Origin of the sequence: Thalassospira lucentensis, assembly GCF_050516545.1 — a bacterium.
Lineage (GTDB): Bacteria > Pseudomonadota > Alphaproteobacteria > Rhodospirillales > Thalassospiraceae > Thalassospira > Thalassospira lucentensis_C.
Window position 1 is genome coordinate 1,497,934 of sequence record NZ_CP191544.1, and the last position, 16,974, is coordinate 1,514,907.

Sequence of the window (16,974 nt, forward strand, 5' to 3'; positions counted from 1 at the left end):
GTTTAACGGAGGAAATAAAATGAAACGCGCTTTATTTGCAGGGATGGCGGTCGCGTTCGCTTTCGGCAGCACCGCTGCCGTTGCTCAGGATCGTGCCGGATGGCCAGACAGTTTCACCGTAGGGACCGCATCACAGGGCGGAACCTATTTCGCATATGGTTCGGGCTGGGCAAACCTCGTAGCTGAAGAACTTGGCATTTCCGGCGGTGGTGAAGTCACCGGCGGCCCAATGCAGAACATGGCACTGGTGCACACTGCTGAAGCCGCATTCGGCATGACCACGATGGGCCCCGCGGCTGAATCACTTGCAGGTACCAACCCGATTGCACCGGGTGTTATGATGGACAAAGCCTGTGCAATGTTCCCGATGTACCAGACGCCTTTCTCTATCACCGCACTGTCATCCTCGGGGATCACGTCGGTATCTGAAATTCCTGATGGTGCAAAAATCGGCTTCGGCCCGGCTGGCTCAACTTCGGACACCTACTTCCCGCGTATGCTTGAAGAACTCGGTGTGAATTTTGAACGCCGCAATGGCGGCTGGTCCGACCTTGGTGGTCAGCTTCAGGACGGACTTCTTGACGTGATCGCGTTCGCCGCTGGCGTTCCGGTTCCAGCTGTCAGCCAGCTTGAAGTTCAGACCGATGTGAACATTATCGAGTTCACCACTGACGAACAGACCAAGATCATGGATGCCTTCCCGGTATCTGGATTTGACATTGCTGCTGACACTTACACAACACTGACCGCTCCGGCACGTTCGGTTTCCATGTGGAACTTTGCGATTGCCAATTGCGATCTTCCGGAAAGCTTCGTTTATGAAGCAACCAACGTTGTGATGTCTGACAATGACCGCATGGTTTCAATCCACCGTGCTGCACGTTCGACGGTTCCAAGCAACTGGGACAAGAACAAAGTCATGAAATGGCACCCGGGTGCCGCCAAATGGTTCAATGAAAATGGCGGATCCATTCCGGCTGACATGATTTATTAAGTCAGCCTGATCTTTACGCCGAAAGGCGGGCCGCCAGTCAATGGCGGCCCGCTTTGACTCAATCGCCGCCAAGAAGCTTGCCAAAAACAAATGAACAAGAGTGTGGGAAAACCTGATGACCGAACCGACTAAAATGAAAGACGAACATCTCATCGCCGATGGTGTTGATGATGAACCGGTTGAAAGCAACCGCCGTCTATTTCAGGGCCGGGGGCTAACATTTATTACAATCACGGCTGCGATCTACGCCGCGTTCCATATGTTGGCCCTTAATGGCGTCTCGTTGTCAGGCATGACAGGTGGCTTCGTTAACTTGGGTTTCCTACCTGATTTCCCGCTTGAGACGTGGAATTTCCGTATCGTCCACGTCGCGGGCGCATTAGCACTTGGTTTTCTCTGGTACTCTGCAAGCCAGTTTTCTGACGACACAAGTAATGAAACACCACTGCTTGGCTATCTGTCCTACGTGTTGCTTGTCCCGGCCTTTGTTGCAGTTGGTGCGGCGATCAGTTTCTACTTTGAAATTGATAATGGTGTCATGTGGAACGGGATGGATACGCGGATTAAATTCAATGAAACGTGGGTATTTGGCGCGCCTTTGATGGCTGCGACAGTTGGTGCCATTGTGCTCTCATGGTTCCATAAAACCACCCGTGACAAATATTCTCCACCTGACTTCGTCCTCACTGTCTGCGCGCTTGCCGTTGCTGTTTATTTGATCACGATCTATGGCACATTGATGCGCAACTCGACAGGGACGCCGTTCGCACCGATTGGCATTTCGATTGCTGCGATTTCAGGAACCTTGCTGATTATGGAGCTTACCCGCCGTGTAGCAGGTTTAGCACTCGTGATCATTGCGACGATCTTCTTGGTTTACGTTTTTGTTGGCCAGTTCCTTCCGGGATTCCTGCAATCACCGGCGATTACCTGGCAGCGATTCTTTAGCCAAGTTTATACTGATGCCGGTATTCTTGGCCCGACGACGGCGGTTTCTTCCACCTACATCATTCTATTCATTATCTTCGCTGCATTCCTCCAGGCATCGAAAGTTGGCGACTATTTCGTCAATTTTGCCTTTTCGGTTGCCGGTCGTGCCCGTGGTGGTCCTGCCAAGGTTGCGATTTTTGCATCCGGTTTGATGGGGATGATTAATGGCACTTCGGCCGGGAATGTTGTGGCGACAGGGTCGCTTACCATTCCGTTGATGAAAAAGGTCGGTTACCACAAGAAAACCGCAGGTGCGATCGAAGCAGCCGCCTCGACCGGTGGACAGATTATGCCGCCAATCATGGGGGCAGGTGCCTTTATCATGGCCGAAATCACCGGCATTCCGTATACCGACATTGCGATCGCCGCCGTTATTCCGGCCATCCTGTATTTCGTGTCGATCTATTTCATGGTTGATTTCGAAGCGGCCAAACTCGGCATGCGCGGGATGAAAGAAGAAGAACTTCCGCGCTTTAACGTCATGGTAAGGCAGGTCTATCTGTTCTTCCCGATCATTATTCTGATCGTTGCGTTGTTCCTCGGTTATTCGGTAATTCGCGCAGGTACACTGGCAACAGTGGCAGCTGTGGTGGTAAGTTGGCTGACGCCAAACCGGGTGGGTGTTAAATCCGTTCTGAAGGCCTTTGAGCTTGCAGGTGGGATGTCGATCCAGATCATTGCGGTATGTGCCTGTGCGGGCATTATCGTTGGGGTGATTGCTCTTACCGGTGTTGGTGCACGCTTCTCGAACCTGCTTCTCGGACTGGCTGAAGCATCACAGCTTCTGGCATTGGTCTTTGCTATGCTGATCGCCATCCTTCTTGGGATGGGGATGCCGACGACGGCGGCCTATGCTGTTGCGGCATCTGTGGTTGCGCCAGGCTTGATTGAGCTTGGAATTGAACCGCTTACAGCACATTTCTTCGTGTTTTACTTTGCTGTTGTATCGGCGATTACGCCACCCGTTGCCTTGGCGTCTTATGCCGCCGCCGGGATATCCGGGGCGAACCCGATGGAGACGTCTGTTGCATCGTTCAAAATCGGGATTGCAGCCTTTATCGTACCGTTCATGTTCTTCTACAATTCGGCCATTCTGATGGACGGAACGTACTTGCAGATTGGACAGGCCTTTGTGACCGCTGTTGTAGGCGTGTTCTTACTCTCGGCCGGGGTTCAAGGCTGGTTCCTTGGACGTAATGCTGTGTGGTTCTTACGCGTCGCGCTGATCATTGCAGCACTGTTCATGATCTCTGGCGGGTTGGTTACTGATTTGATCGGTATCGCGATTGCGGTCGCAACGTTGCTTATCCAACGTGTTATCAATCCTAAACCGGGGACAACATTCCGAACCGGTGGTGCTGACTAAAACCGCCTAACACCAATTGATTTCAATACGAAAAAGCGCACCAAATCTGGTGCGCTTTTTTGCTTACAATTCAAAACTTTGGGTGATTATTCAGCAACCTTCTTCACAAATTCCGACTTCAGCCCCATCGGACCAATCCCCGGGATTTTGCAATCAATGTCATGGTCACCTTCGACAAGCCGAATGCCTTTAACCTTCGTGCCCACCTTGACGACTGAAGACGATCCTTTGACCTTCAAATCCTTGATAACCGTTACTGTGTCACCATCAGAAAGCGGCGTTCCATTGGAATCGCGCACAACATTTTCCAAAGATGTATTAGCAGATAACGACCATTCATGCGCGCATTCAGGACAAATAAGTAAGTCGCCGTCTTCGTAAGTATAGGGAGATTGGCATTTGGGGCAGGCGGGTAATTCGCTCATATCATTGGCCTTTTAGACGGTGTTTCACACGTCAAAGCAGATACAGCACACGTTTGCCGCAGTCTTTTACGTCTGCGCCAGATTCTTAAATTCTGCACTGTCTGAAGGGAATGGCGGAGAGGGTGGGATTCGAACCCACGGTACCCGTAAAGGCACGACGGTTTTCAAGACCGTTGCATTCAACCGCTCTGCCACCTCTCCGCAAATTGGTCAGAGCATTTCGCTCTGGGCGCTTCAATAAATTGGGTGCGCGGCGCTGTCAATAGGGCAATCGAATATTGCATCGAATGCTGGTTAAATAATGTGATTTCAGTATGGTACTAGCAACCATAAGGTGAGCAACATTCGGATTTATATTGCGTGTTCTATTTTCTTTCAAAAACCGTCGGATATTTAATCAATATCAGCTTGGTGCATGGCATCGTCCTGTTTGCACTGTTTTGCCTCCTGTTCCTGAAAAGAACACGCCGATTTTCCTTGTGCGGATTGGTGGGGGTGACCGCACTTTCGTTACTCATCACAGCCATTCCCCTGGGTGCGTTCCTGTCACAAACACTGGAAACTCGGTTTGAGCGACCTGATTTGGGTGAAACTGAATTTGCCGGTGTTGTGACGCTATCGGGTAGTATTGATCCTGCCAGCTATTTGAACCGCGGTGAAGTACAGTTTTTGAGTGCGCCCGATCGGGTGTTCACGATGTTACGTTTGGCAAACCAATATCCAACGAAACCCGTTATCTTCACCGGTGGAGACGGGGCTCTATCTGACCGCGGTTTTAGCGAAGGTGCTGTTTTAGCCGCTTGGCTGGGCGATTCGAAAATGCGAACGCCGAATATGCATTTCGAGACAAAGGCGCGGAACACATATGAGAATGCCCTAAATAGCCATGAGATGGTTTATGGGAAATGGCCCGAACTTGCACAAAAGCCTTGGGTTCTAGTGACTTCTGCGGATCATATGCCGCGCGCGGTCGGGGTTTTTCGCCAAGCAGGCTGGAAAGTTATTCCATATCCGGTTGGAAGATTCACATCAGACGGCATCCATTTAGCAAGTCTTAACGTCTCAGGCGGTATCAAATCCCTAGGCCGTGGTCTGCGTGAATGGGTTGGTTTGACCGCCTATTACTGGACGGGTCGATCGAATGAATGGTTTCCCGGACCACAATCCGAGGCGACTGAAAATTAAATATCCTGGATGGGGCTTTTGATGAAACTCTGGAAACTGATGACCGCTGCTTCGGTGCTTGCTGTCCTGACTGTGAACGCACCTGCCTTTGCTCAGACAGACGAAAAACTTCCAGAATTCACCACAGAAGGGTTCGATGAATGGCTGGTCGACTTCAAGAACGAAGCCGCCGCCAAAGGGATTTCGGCACCAACGCTTGAGATCGCCTTCGCCAAAACCCAACCAATCCCAAAAGTTATTGAATATGACCGCAGCCAGCCTGAATTCAAACTGACCTTCGAGCAGTATATTCAGCGCGTTGTGCCGCAATCGCGTATCGATGAAGGACGCAGGAAATATGCGGAAAATCGTGACGTGATTGACGCGGCAGCCAAAAAATACGGCGTTCCGGGACAATATCTGACGGCGTTCTGGGGCATAGAGACTGGCTTTGGTCGTTTCACCGGCGGATATTCAGTTGTCGATTCTCTCGCGACCTTGGCCTTTGAAGGCCGCCGTGCTGAATATTTCCGTAAAGAATTGATGAACGCCCTGACCATCATTGATGCCGGTCACATTGCTGCCGAAGACATGACTGGATCATGGGCCGGTGCAATGGGGCAGGCGCAGTTTATGCCGTCGACCTTCCTGAATTACGCCCGCGACGGGAACGATGATGGCAAGATCGACCTTTGGGGTGCAAAGGAAGATGTCTTTGCATCTGCTGCTAACTATCTCTCGTCTGTCGGCTGGAAGGCTGACGAGCGTTGGGGCCGCAAGGTTAGTATTCCAAAAGATTTTGATACCAAACTGGAAGGTCGCGACATTCGCAAGCCGATTTCAGAATGGCAGAACCTTGGTGTTCGCATGCCCAATGGCACGGATCTTCCGAAAGCCGATATGGAAGCATCAATTGTAACCGTAAATGACGGTGAAGGCCCTGCATATATGGTTTATAATAACTTCCACACCATCATGCATTGGAACAGGTCGACATACTTTGCGATTGCCGTAGGTACCTTGGCAAATGCGATTGCTGGTCATAATTAGACTGATTTCGGTGAAGGGGCGTTTGCCCGCACCTCATGAGACAGAGCATCTTTAAGCGGGGACACCTTGATGCCAAAACCAAGAAAAAGTGCTTTTGCACATATGCGTAAAAAGGGCTGCCTCGCCACGGGCGTGGTGGCTCTTGGTATGCTTTTGGCTGGTTGTGCTGAAACCCAGCTTGCTGTTCATGGCGTAAAACGCATGGGTGGACAGACCCAGCCAACGCAGATTGGCAATTACAAGATCGGTAATCCGTATGAGATTGCAGGCCAGTGGTATTATCCCGCAGTTGACTATGAATATAGCGAAACGGGGATTGCATCTTGGTACGGGCCAAAATTTCATGGAAAGCCAACGGCAAATGGTGAAATTTTTGACCAGTACGAAGTCTCGGCTGCCCATCGTACCTTGCCACTGCCGAGCGTTGTGCGCGTAACGAACCTTGAAAACGGCCGTTCGCTTAAAGTTCGTATCAATGACCGTGGCCCGTTTGCCCACGGACGTATCATCGACATGTCGCGCCGTGCCGCCCAGTTGCTTGGGTTCGAGAAAAAGGGCACTGCAAAAGTCATGGTCGAAGTGGTCGAATCTGAAAGTCGTCAAATGGCTGCGATTGCACAGGGAAAAGCAGCTCCTGCCGTCACAGTCGCCGAACAAAATACAGTTACGGCGGCTCCGCGTGATGTCGTTGAGACAGTGCGGCTTGACGATGGTCCAATCACCGATAGCGGCGCCCCAACGACGTCCAAGATTAAATTGACTCCGCCATCAGCACCAACTTCAAGCGTTTCGACAACACCGCTTGAAGGGACAGTCGAAGAAGTATCGATTGTTGAAGTCGCCCCGGTGCCTCCATCATCGATCTTTGTTCAGGCGGGTGCTTTTTCGATCTATGACAACGCGTTGAACCTTCGCAACCGACTTTATGATCTTGCCCCAAGCAAGATTGAGTCGATTGACGTAAAAGGAACCACATTTTACCGCGTTCGGCTTGGTCCGTTAAACACAGTCCCCGAAGCGGACATTCTTTTGGAACGTGTTATCGCCACCGGGCAGAACGGTGCAAAGGTTGTTGTTGAATGCGCGGATGGTGATTCAGCCAAGTCAGGCTGTTGATTATCAAACGCTTGCTGTGCTAACGCTTTGGCGGTTCAGTTACAGCCATACCTTTCTCATGAAGAATTTTGTTTTGTGAGAAAAGTCGCTGAATGTTGCACAATTTTGCCGGATTTGCGACATAAGCAACACTGCAAATACATCGGGCAACCGATGGAAACAGATTCTCATATACAGGGTTAGGACGCTATGACTTTGATGCCGCCAATTCCGTTCAAAAATAGTCTGAACCGGGTAGTGGCCGGGGCCGCGATACTGGGGTCCGTCATGGCGATGTCTATGACCAGCGCGCAGGCGATAGAAACCAATGCCCGCGAAGCTTATATCATGGATTTCGATACGGGCGCGGTTCTGCTCGACAAGGATGGCAACACGCTAACCGAACCAGCGTCCATGACGAAAATGATGACCGTCCATATGCTGTTCAAGTATATCAAAGATGGCAGTGTTTCGATGGACGACACGTTCCACGTCAGCGAAAAAGCCTGGCGCAAGGGCGGATCGAAAATGTTTGTCGAGGTAAACTCCAACGTTTCGGTCTCTGATCTTTTGCATGGGATTATTGTGCAATCTGGTAATGATGCTGCAATTGTTGTTGCTGAAGGCCTTGCAGGCACCGAAGAAGCTTTTGCCGATGAAATGACCGCAGAAGCGCGCAGTATTGGGATGACCAAGTCGGTCTTTAAGAACGCGACCGGATGGCCTGCAGATGGGCATCTTGTTACCGTTCATGACTTGGCGATACTTGCCCGCGACACCATTCGTAGTTTTCCGGATTTATACGAACTCTATTCCGTCAAGGAATTCACCTATAACGGCATTCGTCAACCGAACCGTAATCCGCTTTTAGGTACGAGTGCGGGTGTTGATGGTTTGAAAACGGGTCACACGGAAGCTGCCGGATACGGACTGACGGCATCGGCCGAACGTGACGGTCGCCGATTGATCATTGTTGTCAATGGTTTGGGTTCAGTCCGTGAACGTCGCACCGAATCCCAGAAACTTCTTGATTGGGGTTTCCGCGAATTTGACAACTATGACCTGTTTGCCAAGGGCGCGACGGTCAGTGCGGCCAATGTCTGGCTTGGTGCCGAAACCAAGGTTGATCTGGTTGCTGATCAGGACATCCTTCTGACCCTGCCGCGAAGTGCCAGCCGCGATATGAAGGTTTCGGTTGTTTACGAAGGGCCAATTCCTGCGCCAATCAGTCAGGGCGATCAAATTGCCACACTAAAAGTCGAAGTTCCCGATCAGGAAGCCAAAGAATTCCCGCTGTATGCCGCACATGATGTCGGGCGTCTTGGTTTTGTCGGGCGTATTGGCGCTGCGATCAAATACCTGCTTTGGGGGGCAAACGGGTGACGGGTAAGCCCGGTTTGTTCATTAGCTTTGAAGGCGGTGAAGGCAGCGGCAAGTCCACCCAAATCCGATGCCTTGAGAAATGGTTTCGGGGTTCTGGACACGACGTCGTTGTCACCCGTGAGCCTGGCGGATCCGCAGGTGCAGAAGAAATTCGCAACCTTTTACTCACCGGCGATCCCGGTCGCTGGGATGCTGTTACCGAAGCCTTTCTGATGTTTGCGTCTCGCCGTGATCATGTCGAACGCACCATTCGTCCAGCACTTGCTGACGGAAAAGTTGTTCTATGCGACCGGTTTGCAGATTCATCCGTTGCCTATCAGGGGTATGGCCACGGCTTGGGCGCTGATTACATCCGCAACTTGTGGGCCTTGGCCATTGGTGATTTTAAACCGGACCTGACACTTGTTTTTGATCTTGCGATCGAGACCGGGTTGGAACGGGCAGGGGAACGTTTTGCCAATGTCAGTGCAGCAGAAGACCGGTTTGAGCGTATGGGAACTGACTTCCATCAACGTCTACGGGATGGTTTTCGCGAAATTGCGGCATCTGAACCTGTGCGATGCCGGGTGATTGACGCGGCTGGCGAGATCGAAGTTGTCAGCCAACGGGTTATTAAAGCGGTTAAAGACAGTCTTGCCAGGCAGGGACGATAATCCATGGCCCGCGACGAAATTACTGAAGAAGACACACCATTTGCACCGCGAAAGAATGATGCTTTTCTTGGCCATGAAGAGGCCGAGAAAACCATTCTTGAAGCCTGGAATAGCAAGCGCATGCATCATGCATGGTTGCTTTGCGGGCCGCGCGGTGTTGGCAAGGCCACCCTTGCTTATCGTATGGCGCGGTTCATTTTATCTGGCGGCGGCGAAAATGGTGGTGCTGGTCTGTTTGGTGATCAATCAGATGGGCTTTATGTCGATCCGGAAGATCCGGTTTCGCGCCGTATTGCCGGTGGCGGGCATGGTGACCTTAAAGTCGTCGAACGCCTGTATGATGAAAAGAAAAAACGCCTACAGGGTGAAATCACCGTAGCCAGCGTGCGAACGGTCGGCAATTTCATGTCCAAAACCTCGGCCGAGGGCGGGTGGCGTATTGTGATTGTTGATGCCGCGGACGAGCTTAACCGCAACGCTGCCAACGCCATTCTGAAAGTTCTTGAAGAACCGCCTTCGAACGCAATGATGATCCTTGTTGCTCATCATCCCGGACGATTGCTTCCGACCATTCGATCACGTTGCCGTCGCCTGAATTTAGGAGCGCTTGAAGACCATCAGGTTGTTGATCTTCTAGGTCGGTATTGTCCTGAAATGGGTCTTGGTGAACGAGATGCGCTTTCTGGTCTTGCGGAAGGCAGCATTGGGCGCGCATTGCAGCTTCGAGAAGTTGGTGGGTTAGGTCTTTATACTGAACTTGTAAACATTATCGCGGCTCTTCCCAATGCTGACGTCGCTGCACAACACAAATTCGCCGAACGATTTTCCCCCGCGGATAAAGACGCATCCTTTACCACCATCACCGAACTTCTTCATTGGTGGTTGGCTCGTATGATCCGTTTTGCTGCAACCGGTCAGCCCCCAAGAGAGGTCGTCGACGGTGAATTACCTGCCATGCAACGCATGGCCGCCGCGCAACCGCTTGATCAATGGCTAGAGGTATGGGAAAAGATCAACGAATTGATGGGCGCGACCCGTGGGTTGCATCTGGATCGCAAGCAGGCCTTGCTGAATGCCTTCTTCATGCTTGAAGACACCATGCGAAACTGATATCGCGGCCCAATGATCGAAATTTTGACCATTACGGCCCATTTCGGGCCGTTTTGTTTCACGACTTGCACGAAGGATTTGCCACTATGACCGGGCACAAACAGCCCTATTACATCACGACCCCGATCTATTACGTCAATGACAAGCCCCATATTGGCCATGCCTATACCACGCTTGCCTGCGATGTTTTGGCCCGCTTTAAGCGCCTGGACGGGTATGATGTGATGTTCCTGACGGGTACGGATGAACACGGTCAAAAGGTCGACAAGTCGGCAGCAGCCAAGGGCATCAATCCGCAGTTGTTTACAGATCAGGTATCGCAGAATTTCCGCGATCTGGCCGGTCACATGAACTTCTCGAATGATGATTTCATTCGGACGACCGAAGAACGTCATAAGAAGGCCTGTCAGGCCCTATGGAATACATTGCTAGAAAAGGGCGAGATTTATCTTGGATCCTATGATGGCTGGTATTCCGTACGCGACGAGGCGTTCTACGGCGAAAAAGAACTGATCGAAAAAGACGGTGAGAAACTTGCACCAACAGGTGCACCTGTCGAATGGGTTTCCGAACCAAGCTATTTCTTCAAGCTTTCGGCTTGGGGGGATCGTCTGCTGAAGTTCTATGACGACAACCCTGACTTTATCGCACCGCAGGCACGCCGAAACGAAGTTCTGAGCTTCGTTAAAGGCGGCATGCATGATCTTTCCGTCTCACGCACCAGTTTCAAATGGGGCGTTCCTGTTCCGGGTGACGAAGACCATGTCATGTATGTTTGGCTTGATGCGCTGACCAACTATCTGACGGCCATTGGCTATCCCGATGCTGACCCTGCAAAACTTGAAAAGTTCTGGCCTGCAGACCTGCATATGGTCGGGAAGGATATTCTGCGCTTCCATGCTGTTTACTGGCCGGCATTTCTGCTTGCAGCGGGCATCACGCCGCCTAAACGCGTGTTTGCCCATGGCTGGTGGACAAATGAAGGTCAAAAGATTTCCAAATCTATTGGCAACGTCATTGACCCATATGATCTGACCGAAAAATACGGACTAGACCAGACCCGATATTTCCTGATGCGCGAAGTGCCGTTTGGTAATGATGGTGATTTTGGTCATCAAGCCATGGTCAACCGCATGAATAGCGAACTTGCCAATGACCTTGGCAATATGTGTCAGCGCGTTTTGTCCATGATCCACAAGAATTGCAATGCTGCAATCCCAACGCCGGGCGCATTTATCGATGCGGACAAGGTCATACTTGGCAAGGCATATGGCATGCTTGACACTGTTCGTCCGCTATTTGACGAACAGGCCTTCAACAAAGGCTTGGAAGCCATTTGGAGCCTCGTAGGGGATGCCAATCGCTATGTCGATGAAATGGCGCCTTGGGGACTTAAAAAGACCGATCCTGCACGTATGGAAACGGTTCTGTATGTTTTGGCCGAAGTCATTCGTCATGTTGGCATTCTGGTACAGCCCATCATGCCCGAATCAGCAGCCAAGATTCTGGATCTTATTGTTCTTGCAGATGACAAACGTGGGTTCGAATTCCTCGGTCCTGACCATGCGTTGGCACCGGGTACGGAAATTCCAAAACCATCTGGTGTTTTCCCACGTTACGTAGAGACAGAAGACGAAGGAGACAAGGCATGAATGTCGCACTTGTCGACAGCCATTGTCATCTAGATTACCCCCAGTTTTCTGAAGATTTCGCGGGAACCATTGCGCGCGCCCAAAATGCAGGTGTTGGCATGATGGTAAGTATCGGCGTTAAGCTCTCGACGTTTGATCAGGTGCGCGCCATTGCCGAGAAATCCGACCATATCTATTGCACGATTGGCGTTCATCCACATGAAGCTGGCGAGGAGGGGCTTTCAAGCCCCGATGCATTACTGGCAAAGACATCGGACCCTAAAGTCATCGGCATTGGGGAAAGCGGGCTTGACTATTTCTATGACAATGCTCCGCGTGATGCGCAACAGCAAAGCTTCCGCGCACATATTGCTGCCTGCCGCGAAACCGGCCTGCCATTGATTGTCCACACCCGCGATGCGGATGATGACACGATGGACATCCTTGAAGAAGAATATGAAAAGGGGCCGTTTACCGGCGTTATTCATTGCTTCTCAAGTTCGGCTGCACTTGCACAGCGTGCGCTTAAGATCGGGTTCTATATTTCTTGCTCGGGCATTATCACGTTTAATTCGGCCAAGGAAATCCGTGCCGCTCTGGAAGATGTGCCGCTTGACCGTTTGCTGGTTGAAACCGATGCACCGTATTTGGCCCCGGTGCCAAAGCGCGGAAAGCCAAATGAACCAAGTTATGTCGCACATACGGCAACAAAGCTTGCCGAAATCAAGGGTGTCAGCCTCGAAGAAATCAGCCGGATAACGACTGATAACTTCTTTAACCTGTTCACCAAAGCCGATCGCAAACATCTTCTGGTGCCGGGGGCCGGCGCACAGTGACCAAAGTAACCATTCTTGGCTGCGGATCATCAAATGGGGTGCCATCTGTTGGCCTCGGATGGGGGAAGTGTGATCCGAATAACCCACTAAACCGGAGAACACGAAGCTCAATCCTGATCGAGGAGGCGGGTAAGAAAATACTCGTCGATGTGACACCAGACTTCCGCGCACAAGCCTTGCGTCATGACATCAATCATCTCGATGCAATTTTATTCACCCATTCACACGCCGACCATGTGCATGGCATTGATGATGTCAGATGGCTAAATGTCGCGATGGATCAGCCGATAGATATCTATGCATCGGCCGAGACGATCTCTGACATTGATCATCGCTTCAATTACGTATTTACCCCGCTACCAGACGGCGTCGAATTCTATTTCAAACCGGTTTTGATCCCGCATATGATCACAGGACCGTTTGAGGCAGCAGGGGTCCCAATAACCGTATTCTCGCAAGATCACGGTTACGGCGAAACACTTGGCTTTAAAATCGGCAAGTTTGCCTATTCCACAGATGTCGTCGACTTCCCAGAAGCATCCAAGCAACATCTTTATGATCTTGACGTGTGGGTGGTCGATTGCCTGCGTCATAGACCACATAATACACATGCGCATCTGCAAAAGGTTTTGGAGTGGGTTGAAGAATTCAAACCAAAACAAGTCTATATGACCCACATGAGCATCAAGTTCGATTACGCACAGGCGATGGCAGATACACCTGACAATGTCGAACCGGCTTATGATGGGCTTATCATCAACGTGAATTAACCGGCTATGACGACGTTTAAACGCGGTGTCATCGCAGCGAGGCGGTGTGTAATTGGTTCATTTTGATATCCAGATTAGAGTCAAATAGTGCCATTTCGGGTTCTGTTGCTATTCATTTTAGGCGCTTTGACAGTGAATAGCCTCTGATCCACCATTCTGATCGGGGGCTCCAATATTGTTCAGGCTGTTATCAGGAGGTGTTGAGAAAATATCAAATCACACCGTCAATGACCGATGGCTATGATTGTTATCAGAATGCCTTGGCCGAGCGCATGAACGGTATTCTCAAACAGGAGTTCCTCTTACACCGGTGCAAAACTTTCGAGGATCTCCGTAAATTGGTCAAAGAGGCCGTTGATACTTACAATACCATCCGACCGCACATCTCTCTGGAAATGCAAACTCCAGAAAATGTGCATCAAAAAGCCATCGGATGATCATCCGCTGGCTCAAGTAAAACCGTCAACGTATTTTAGGACGGCACATTTACTTAGCTGTCGATAACAGTAAGAAGATAAAAGTCTTCGCCAGATCGACGAAGAATCGCATAGATTAGCGCAACCATGTTAATGACAGGAACTGTACTGATCCAATGAATTGGCGCAGACTGAACTCTGTCCTGCAAGAATGCCGCTGCCAATGCTCGTCGAAGAATGCCCCTATATCGAACCTGTTGATGCCTATGGTGCCTTTGCGCCGTTTGCGGACAGCCATTTTCTCGATTCCGGTGACCGGGATCGGTTTTCCTATATCGTTATGTCACCGCTCCATAAACTGACGTCGAAAAATGGGCAGGTGATACTTGATGGTTTCCCTGTGCCGGGCGATCCGTTTACTGTGCTGAGTGGGTTGCTTTCACGGTACCAGCAGGAAAGCCATGATGACCTACCACCCTTCCAAGGTGGGGCAGTAGGTTATTTCGGGTATGAACTGGCCCATCAGACAGAAGTTTTGCCGACTGCCGAAGATGACTGGCTTTCGATGCCCGACATGGTTGTTGGTATTTACGATCTTGTGATCGCGTTCGATCAAGAAGGCCGTCGGATGTGGCTGATTTCCACTGGCACACCCGAGGAAACTGGCCCCGCGCGTGAAAAGCGTGCGATTGAACGGATGGCATTGGTGCGTAAATATCTGCGTCTTGCGCGGCCGTTGCATGAGGCCCCAGCCGTCCCGCACAAGCCATCCAAAATAGCATGGCAGTCGAACTTTGACCGATCAAGTTTCAAAAGTTCGGTTCAAAAGGTGATCGATTACATTTTTGCAGGCGATATTTTCCAAGCAAATTTGTCGCAAAGCTTTCGGGCGGAATATAACACGGATGAAATACCAGACCGTTTTAGCCTGTATCGCCGCCTGAGAGATATCAGCTCAGCACCGTTTGGGGCATTCCTGAATTTTGGGGATGTAGCTGTTTTATCGAATTCTCCTGAACGGTTCCTAAAGGTCAAAAAAGGGCAGGTTGAAACCAAGCCGATTAAAGGAACTCGTCCACGTGGGGAAACCCCATTAAGCGATGCGGAACTGGCTCAGGAATTAATGCTTTCACCGAAAGATCGGGCAGAAAACATTATGATTGTTGATCTTTTGCGCAATGATTTGTCAAAAATTTGCAAACCCCATTCGGTCAAAACACCTGCGATCTGTGCGTTGGAAAGTTACGCGAATGTGCATCATTTGGTTTCGACAGTGACCGGGGATTTGCAGGATGATAAATCGGCTGTTGATCTGTTGCGGGCAAGTTTCCCGGGTGGATCGATCACAGGTGCGCCAAAAATTCGCGCGATGGAGATAATCACAGCACTAGAAGGAACAACCCGCGGAGCCTATTGCGGTGCAATTGGGTATCTGGGTTTTGATGGTGTGATGGATAGCAACATTGCCATTCGGTCGCTTTGTGTGAATGGGGGGCGAATGGCTTTTAACGTTGGTGGTGGCATTGTTGCCGACAGTGATCCTGAACTTGAATACGAAGAAACATTGATCAAAGCGACGAAGATGTTTGAGCTGTTTGGTCTTGATGAGGGTGATTTCACGTGATCCTTCTCATCGATAACTACGATTCATTTGTTTTTAATCTGGCGCGCTATGTTGAAGAATTAGGTCGCAAGGTCATGGTTGTTCGCAATGATCAGATCAATGCAGATCAAGTCCGTGCATTAGGACCAGAGGCCATTATTTTCTCACCCGGACCATGTGGACCTGATGATGCGGGAAATAGCCTGTCGCTGATTGATACGCTTAAGTCAGAGTTTCCAATGCTGGGTGTCTGCCTTGGCCATCAATCGATTGCACAGGTGTTTGGCGGAACAGTGCTCCGGGCAAAACGCCCGGTCCATGGCATGACTTCTGAAATTCGTCATGGCGCTGAAGGATTGTTTGGCGGATTAAACAATCCTTTGCAAGTAACGCGCTATCACTCACTTATTGTCGATTTGCCAGAAGATGGCAGCTTGGTCGAAACGGCAACAGGACCAGAAGGCGAAGTAATGGCGTTTGCCCATAAGGAGCTTCCGATATTTGGTGTACAGTTTCATCCAGAATCAGTTTTGACCGAACAGGGACATGAGTTGTTGGCAAATTTCATGAACCTAACTTGCATGCCCGGAGCGTCAAAATAGAAGGGAAAACGTGATGCAGGTATGGATGAATGGCCGCTTTTACGATCAGGACAAAGCCGTTATTCCAGTGACAGATCGCGGGTTTCTTTTGGGAGACGGTTTTTTTGAAACGATGCGTGCCCATAAGGGCAACATTGCCTGGCTTGCAGCCCATATGGAACGGCTGGCCCGTCATGCCGACGTACTCAAACTCCCGACTGATTTGCTACCTGACGCCGAAGACGTTGCCAGCATTGTACAGACTTTGTTTGCGGAAGTTCGAGACGATGATGCGATCGTTCGCCTGACGGTTTCGCGTGGCTCGGGGGAACGTGGGTTGTTGCCACCGTCGAAACCCAAGCCAACTATTCTGATTTCGGTAACGCCGTTTGTTCCGGTTGATCCAAATATGGGTTTAAGCCTCTGCACGTCACAGAAGATACGGCGCAATGCTTGGTCGGTAGCTGGAAGTATCAAGAGTCTAAATTATCTCGACAATATTGCGGCCAAACAGGAAGTGACAAGTTATGGCGGTGATGATGCAATCATCCTTTCATCTGATGGGGATGTTGCAGAAACCAGTGTGGCGAACATTTTTGGCATTCAGGGTGAAACGCTTTGGACGCCGGATGAGAGAACGGGAATTCTATGTGGACTTGCACGTAGTTACGTTCTTGAATGGGCTGAGAAATCTGGTGTTGATGTCAAATTTTCTTCTAAGAAGCCAGAGATGCTCAGGGAATTTGATGCCGTATTTACTGCAAACGCGTTACAAGGGTTACGAGCTGTTGGTAAGGTAGATGGCGAGAAGGTTGGTGTCCCTGCGAAAACATTCTTCACTGAACTGGCACTAAAGATGGGTGTTTCACTATGCAATGGTATAGTTATTTAGTGTAAGTCAACGATA

The 16,974-nt window shown here is 50.4% G+C and carries 15 protein-coding genes, 1 tRNA gene and 1 pseudogene; 15 read left to right on the top strand and 2 right to left on the bottom strand.

Going from position 1 to position 16,974, the window contains the following annotated elements; all coding sequences use genetic code 11:
- The first annotated feature begins 19 nt into the window (after positions 1-19).
- Together ACQ0MK_RS06920 and ACQ0MK_RS06925 are read left to right on the top strand one after the other, a co-directional pair.
- Positions 20-994: a TAXI family TRAP transporter solute-binding subunit gene (locus ACQ0MK_RS06920; protein WP_430475405.1), complete on the top strand. Its 975-nt coding sequence runs from the start codon at positions 20-22 to the stop codon at positions 992-994.
- A gap of 115 nt (positions 995-1,109) precedes the next feature.
- Positions 1,110-3,350 carry a TRAP transporter permease gene (locus ACQ0MK_RS06925; protein ID WP_430475406.1) on the top strand — a complete coding sequence of 747 codons (2,241 nt, stop codon included), beginning with the start codon at positions 1,110-1,112 and terminating at the stop codon, positions 3,348-3,350.
- 86 nt (positions 3,351-3,436) lie between these two features.
- Here ACQ0MK_RS06925 and ACQ0MK_RS06930 read toward each other — a convergent pair whose 3' ends face one another.
- Entirely contained in the window at positions 3,437-3,775 is a 339-nt protein-coding gene (locus ACQ0MK_RS06930; RefSeq protein WP_430475407.1) for a zinc ribbon domain-containing protein YjdM, read from the bottom strand.
- 111 nt (positions 3,776-3,886) lie between these two features.
- Positions 3,887-3,976 (bottom strand) — tRNA-Ser (locus tag ACQ0MK_RS06935).
- Positions 3,977-4,135: 159 nt separating this feature from the next.
- On the opposite strand from ACQ0MK_RS06935, the gene ACQ0MK_RS06940 reads away from it, so the two are divergent.
- The 13 genes and pseudogenes from ACQ0MK_RS06940 (at position 4,136) to ACQ0MK_RS07000 (ending at position 16,959) form a co-directional block, all read left to right on the top strand.
- Positions 4,136-4,960 (top strand): YdcF family protein, encoded by an 825-nt coding sequence (locus tag ACQ0MK_RS06940; RefSeq protein ID WP_430475408.1) that lies wholly within the window; start codon positions 4,136-4,138, stop codon positions 4,958-4,960.
- A 21-nt stretch (positions 4,961-4,981) separates the two neighbouring features.
- Positions 4,982-5,989: a lytic murein transglycosylase gene (locus ACQ0MK_RS06945; protein ID WP_430475409.1), complete on the top strand. Its 1,008-nt coding sequence runs from the start codon at positions 4,982-4,984 to the stop codon at positions 5,987-5,989.
- A gap of 69 nt (positions 5,990-6,058) precedes the next feature.
- Positions 6,059-7,105 (top strand): septal ring lytic transglycosylase RlpA family protein, encoded by a 1,047-nt coding sequence (locus tag ACQ0MK_RS06950; protein WP_430475410.1) that lies wholly within the window; start codon positions 6,059-6,061, stop codon positions 7,103-7,105.
- Between the two features lie 267 nt (positions 7,106-7,372).
- Positions 7,373-8,467, top strand: coding sequence for a D-alanyl-D-alanine carboxypeptidase family protein (locus ACQ0MK_RS06955; protein ID WP_430475411.1), 1,095 nt, complete (start codon positions 7,373-7,375; stop codon positions 8,465-8,467).
- Positions 8,464-9,120, top strand: a complete 657-nt coding sequence (gene tmk, locus ACQ0MK_RS06960; protein WP_430475412.1) for a dTMP kinase — start codon at positions 8,464-8,466, stop codon at positions 9,118-9,120. Before ACQ0MK_RS06955 ends, tmk begins: the two co-directional genes overlap by 4 nt.
- A 3-nt stretch (positions 9,121-9,123) precedes the next feature.
- Entirely contained in the window at positions 9,124-10,230 is a 1,107-nt protein-coding gene (locus ACQ0MK_RS06965) for a DNA polymerase III subunit delta' (RefSeq protein WP_430475413.1), read from the top strand.
- A gap of 86 nt (positions 10,231-10,316) precedes the next feature.
- The gene (metG, locus tag ACQ0MK_RS06970) at positions 10,317-11,882 is read left to right on the top strand and encodes a methionine--tRNA ligase (RefSeq protein ID WP_430475414.1); all 1,566 of its coding nucleotides are present in this window, start codon (positions 10,317-10,319) and stop codon (positions 11,880-11,882) included.
- On the top strand, positions 11,879-12,697 hold the full coding sequence (locus tag ACQ0MK_RS06975; RefSeq protein ID WP_430475415.1) for a TatD family hydrolase: 819 nt from the start codon (positions 11,879-11,881) through the stop codon (positions 12,695-12,697). Before metG ends, ACQ0MK_RS06975 begins: the two co-directional genes overlap by 4 nt.
- On the top strand, positions 12,694-13,467 hold the full coding sequence (locus ACQ0MK_RS06980; protein ID WP_430475416.1) for an MBL fold metallo-hydrolase: 774 nt from the start codon (positions 12,694-12,696) through the stop codon (positions 13,465-13,467). Before ACQ0MK_RS06975 ends, ACQ0MK_RS06980 begins: the two co-directional genes overlap by 4 nt.
- A gap of 146 nt (positions 13,468-13,613) precedes the next feature.
- Positions 13,614-13,904, top strand: a pseudogene (locus ACQ0MK_RS06985) (transposase); the annotation flags it as partial.
- Positions 13,905-14,106: 202 nt separating this feature from the next.
- Positions 14,107-15,507, top strand: coding sequence for an aminodeoxychorismate synthase component I (pabB, locus tag ACQ0MK_RS06990; RefSeq protein ID WP_430475417.1), 1,401 nt, complete (start codon positions 14,107-14,109; stop codon positions 15,505-15,507).
- A complete protein-coding gene (locus tag ACQ0MK_RS06995; protein WP_430475418.1) occupies positions 15,504-16,088 on the top strand; it encodes an anthranilate synthase component II in 585 nt (194 codons plus the stop codon). Before pabB ends, ACQ0MK_RS06995 begins: the two co-directional genes overlap by 4 nt.
- A 13-nt stretch (positions 16,089-16,101) precedes the next feature.
- Positions 16,102-16,959, top strand: coding sequence for an aminotransferase class IV (locus tag ACQ0MK_RS07000; protein WP_430475419.1), 858 nt, complete (start codon positions 16,102-16,104; stop codon positions 16,957-16,959).
- Positions 16,960-16,974: the final 15 nt, after the last annotated feature.

Coding starts and splice junctions, on each gene's coding strand:
- ACQ0MK_RS06920 (WP_430475405.1), top strand. CDS start 20: ATGAAACGCGCTTTATTTGCAGGGATGGCGGTCGCGTTCGCTTTCGGC.
- ACQ0MK_RS06925 (WP_430475406.1), top strand. CDS start 1,110: ATGACCGAACCGACTAAAATGAAAGACGAACATCTCATCGCCGATGGT.
- ACQ0MK_RS06930 (WP_430475407.1), bottom strand. CDS start 3,775: ATGAGCGAATTACCCGCCTGCCCCAAATGCCAATCTCCCTATACTTAC.
- ACQ0MK_RS06945 (WP_430475409.1), top strand. CDS start 4,982: ATGAAACTCTGGAAACTGATGACCGCTGCTTCGGTGCTTGCTGTCCTG.
- ACQ0MK_RS06950 (WP_430475410.1), top strand. CDS start 6,059: ATGCCAAAACCAAGAAAAAGTGCTTTTGCACATATGCGTAAAAAGGGC.
- ACQ0MK_RS06955 (WP_430475411.1), top strand. CDS start 7,373: ATGGCGATGTCTATGACCAGCGCGCAGGCGATAGAAACCAATGCCCGC.
- ACQ0MK_RS06965 (WP_430475413.1), top strand. CDS start 9,124: ATGGCCCGCGACGAAATTACTGAAGAAGACACACCATTTGCACCGCGA.
- metG (WP_430475414.1), top strand. CDS start 10,317: ATGACCGGGCACAAACAGCCCTATTACATCACGACCCCGATCTATTAC.
- ACQ0MK_RS06975 (WP_430475415.1), top strand. CDS start 11,879: ATGAATGTCGCACTTGTCGACAGCCATTGTCATCTAGATTACCCCCAG.
- pabB (WP_430475417.1), top strand. CDS start 14,107: ATGCTCGTCGAAGAATGCCCCTATATCGAACCTGTTGATGCCTATGGT.
- ACQ0MK_RS07000 (WP_430475419.1), top strand. CDS start 16,102: ATGCAGGTATGGATGAATGGCCGCTTTTACGATCAGGACAAAGCCGTT.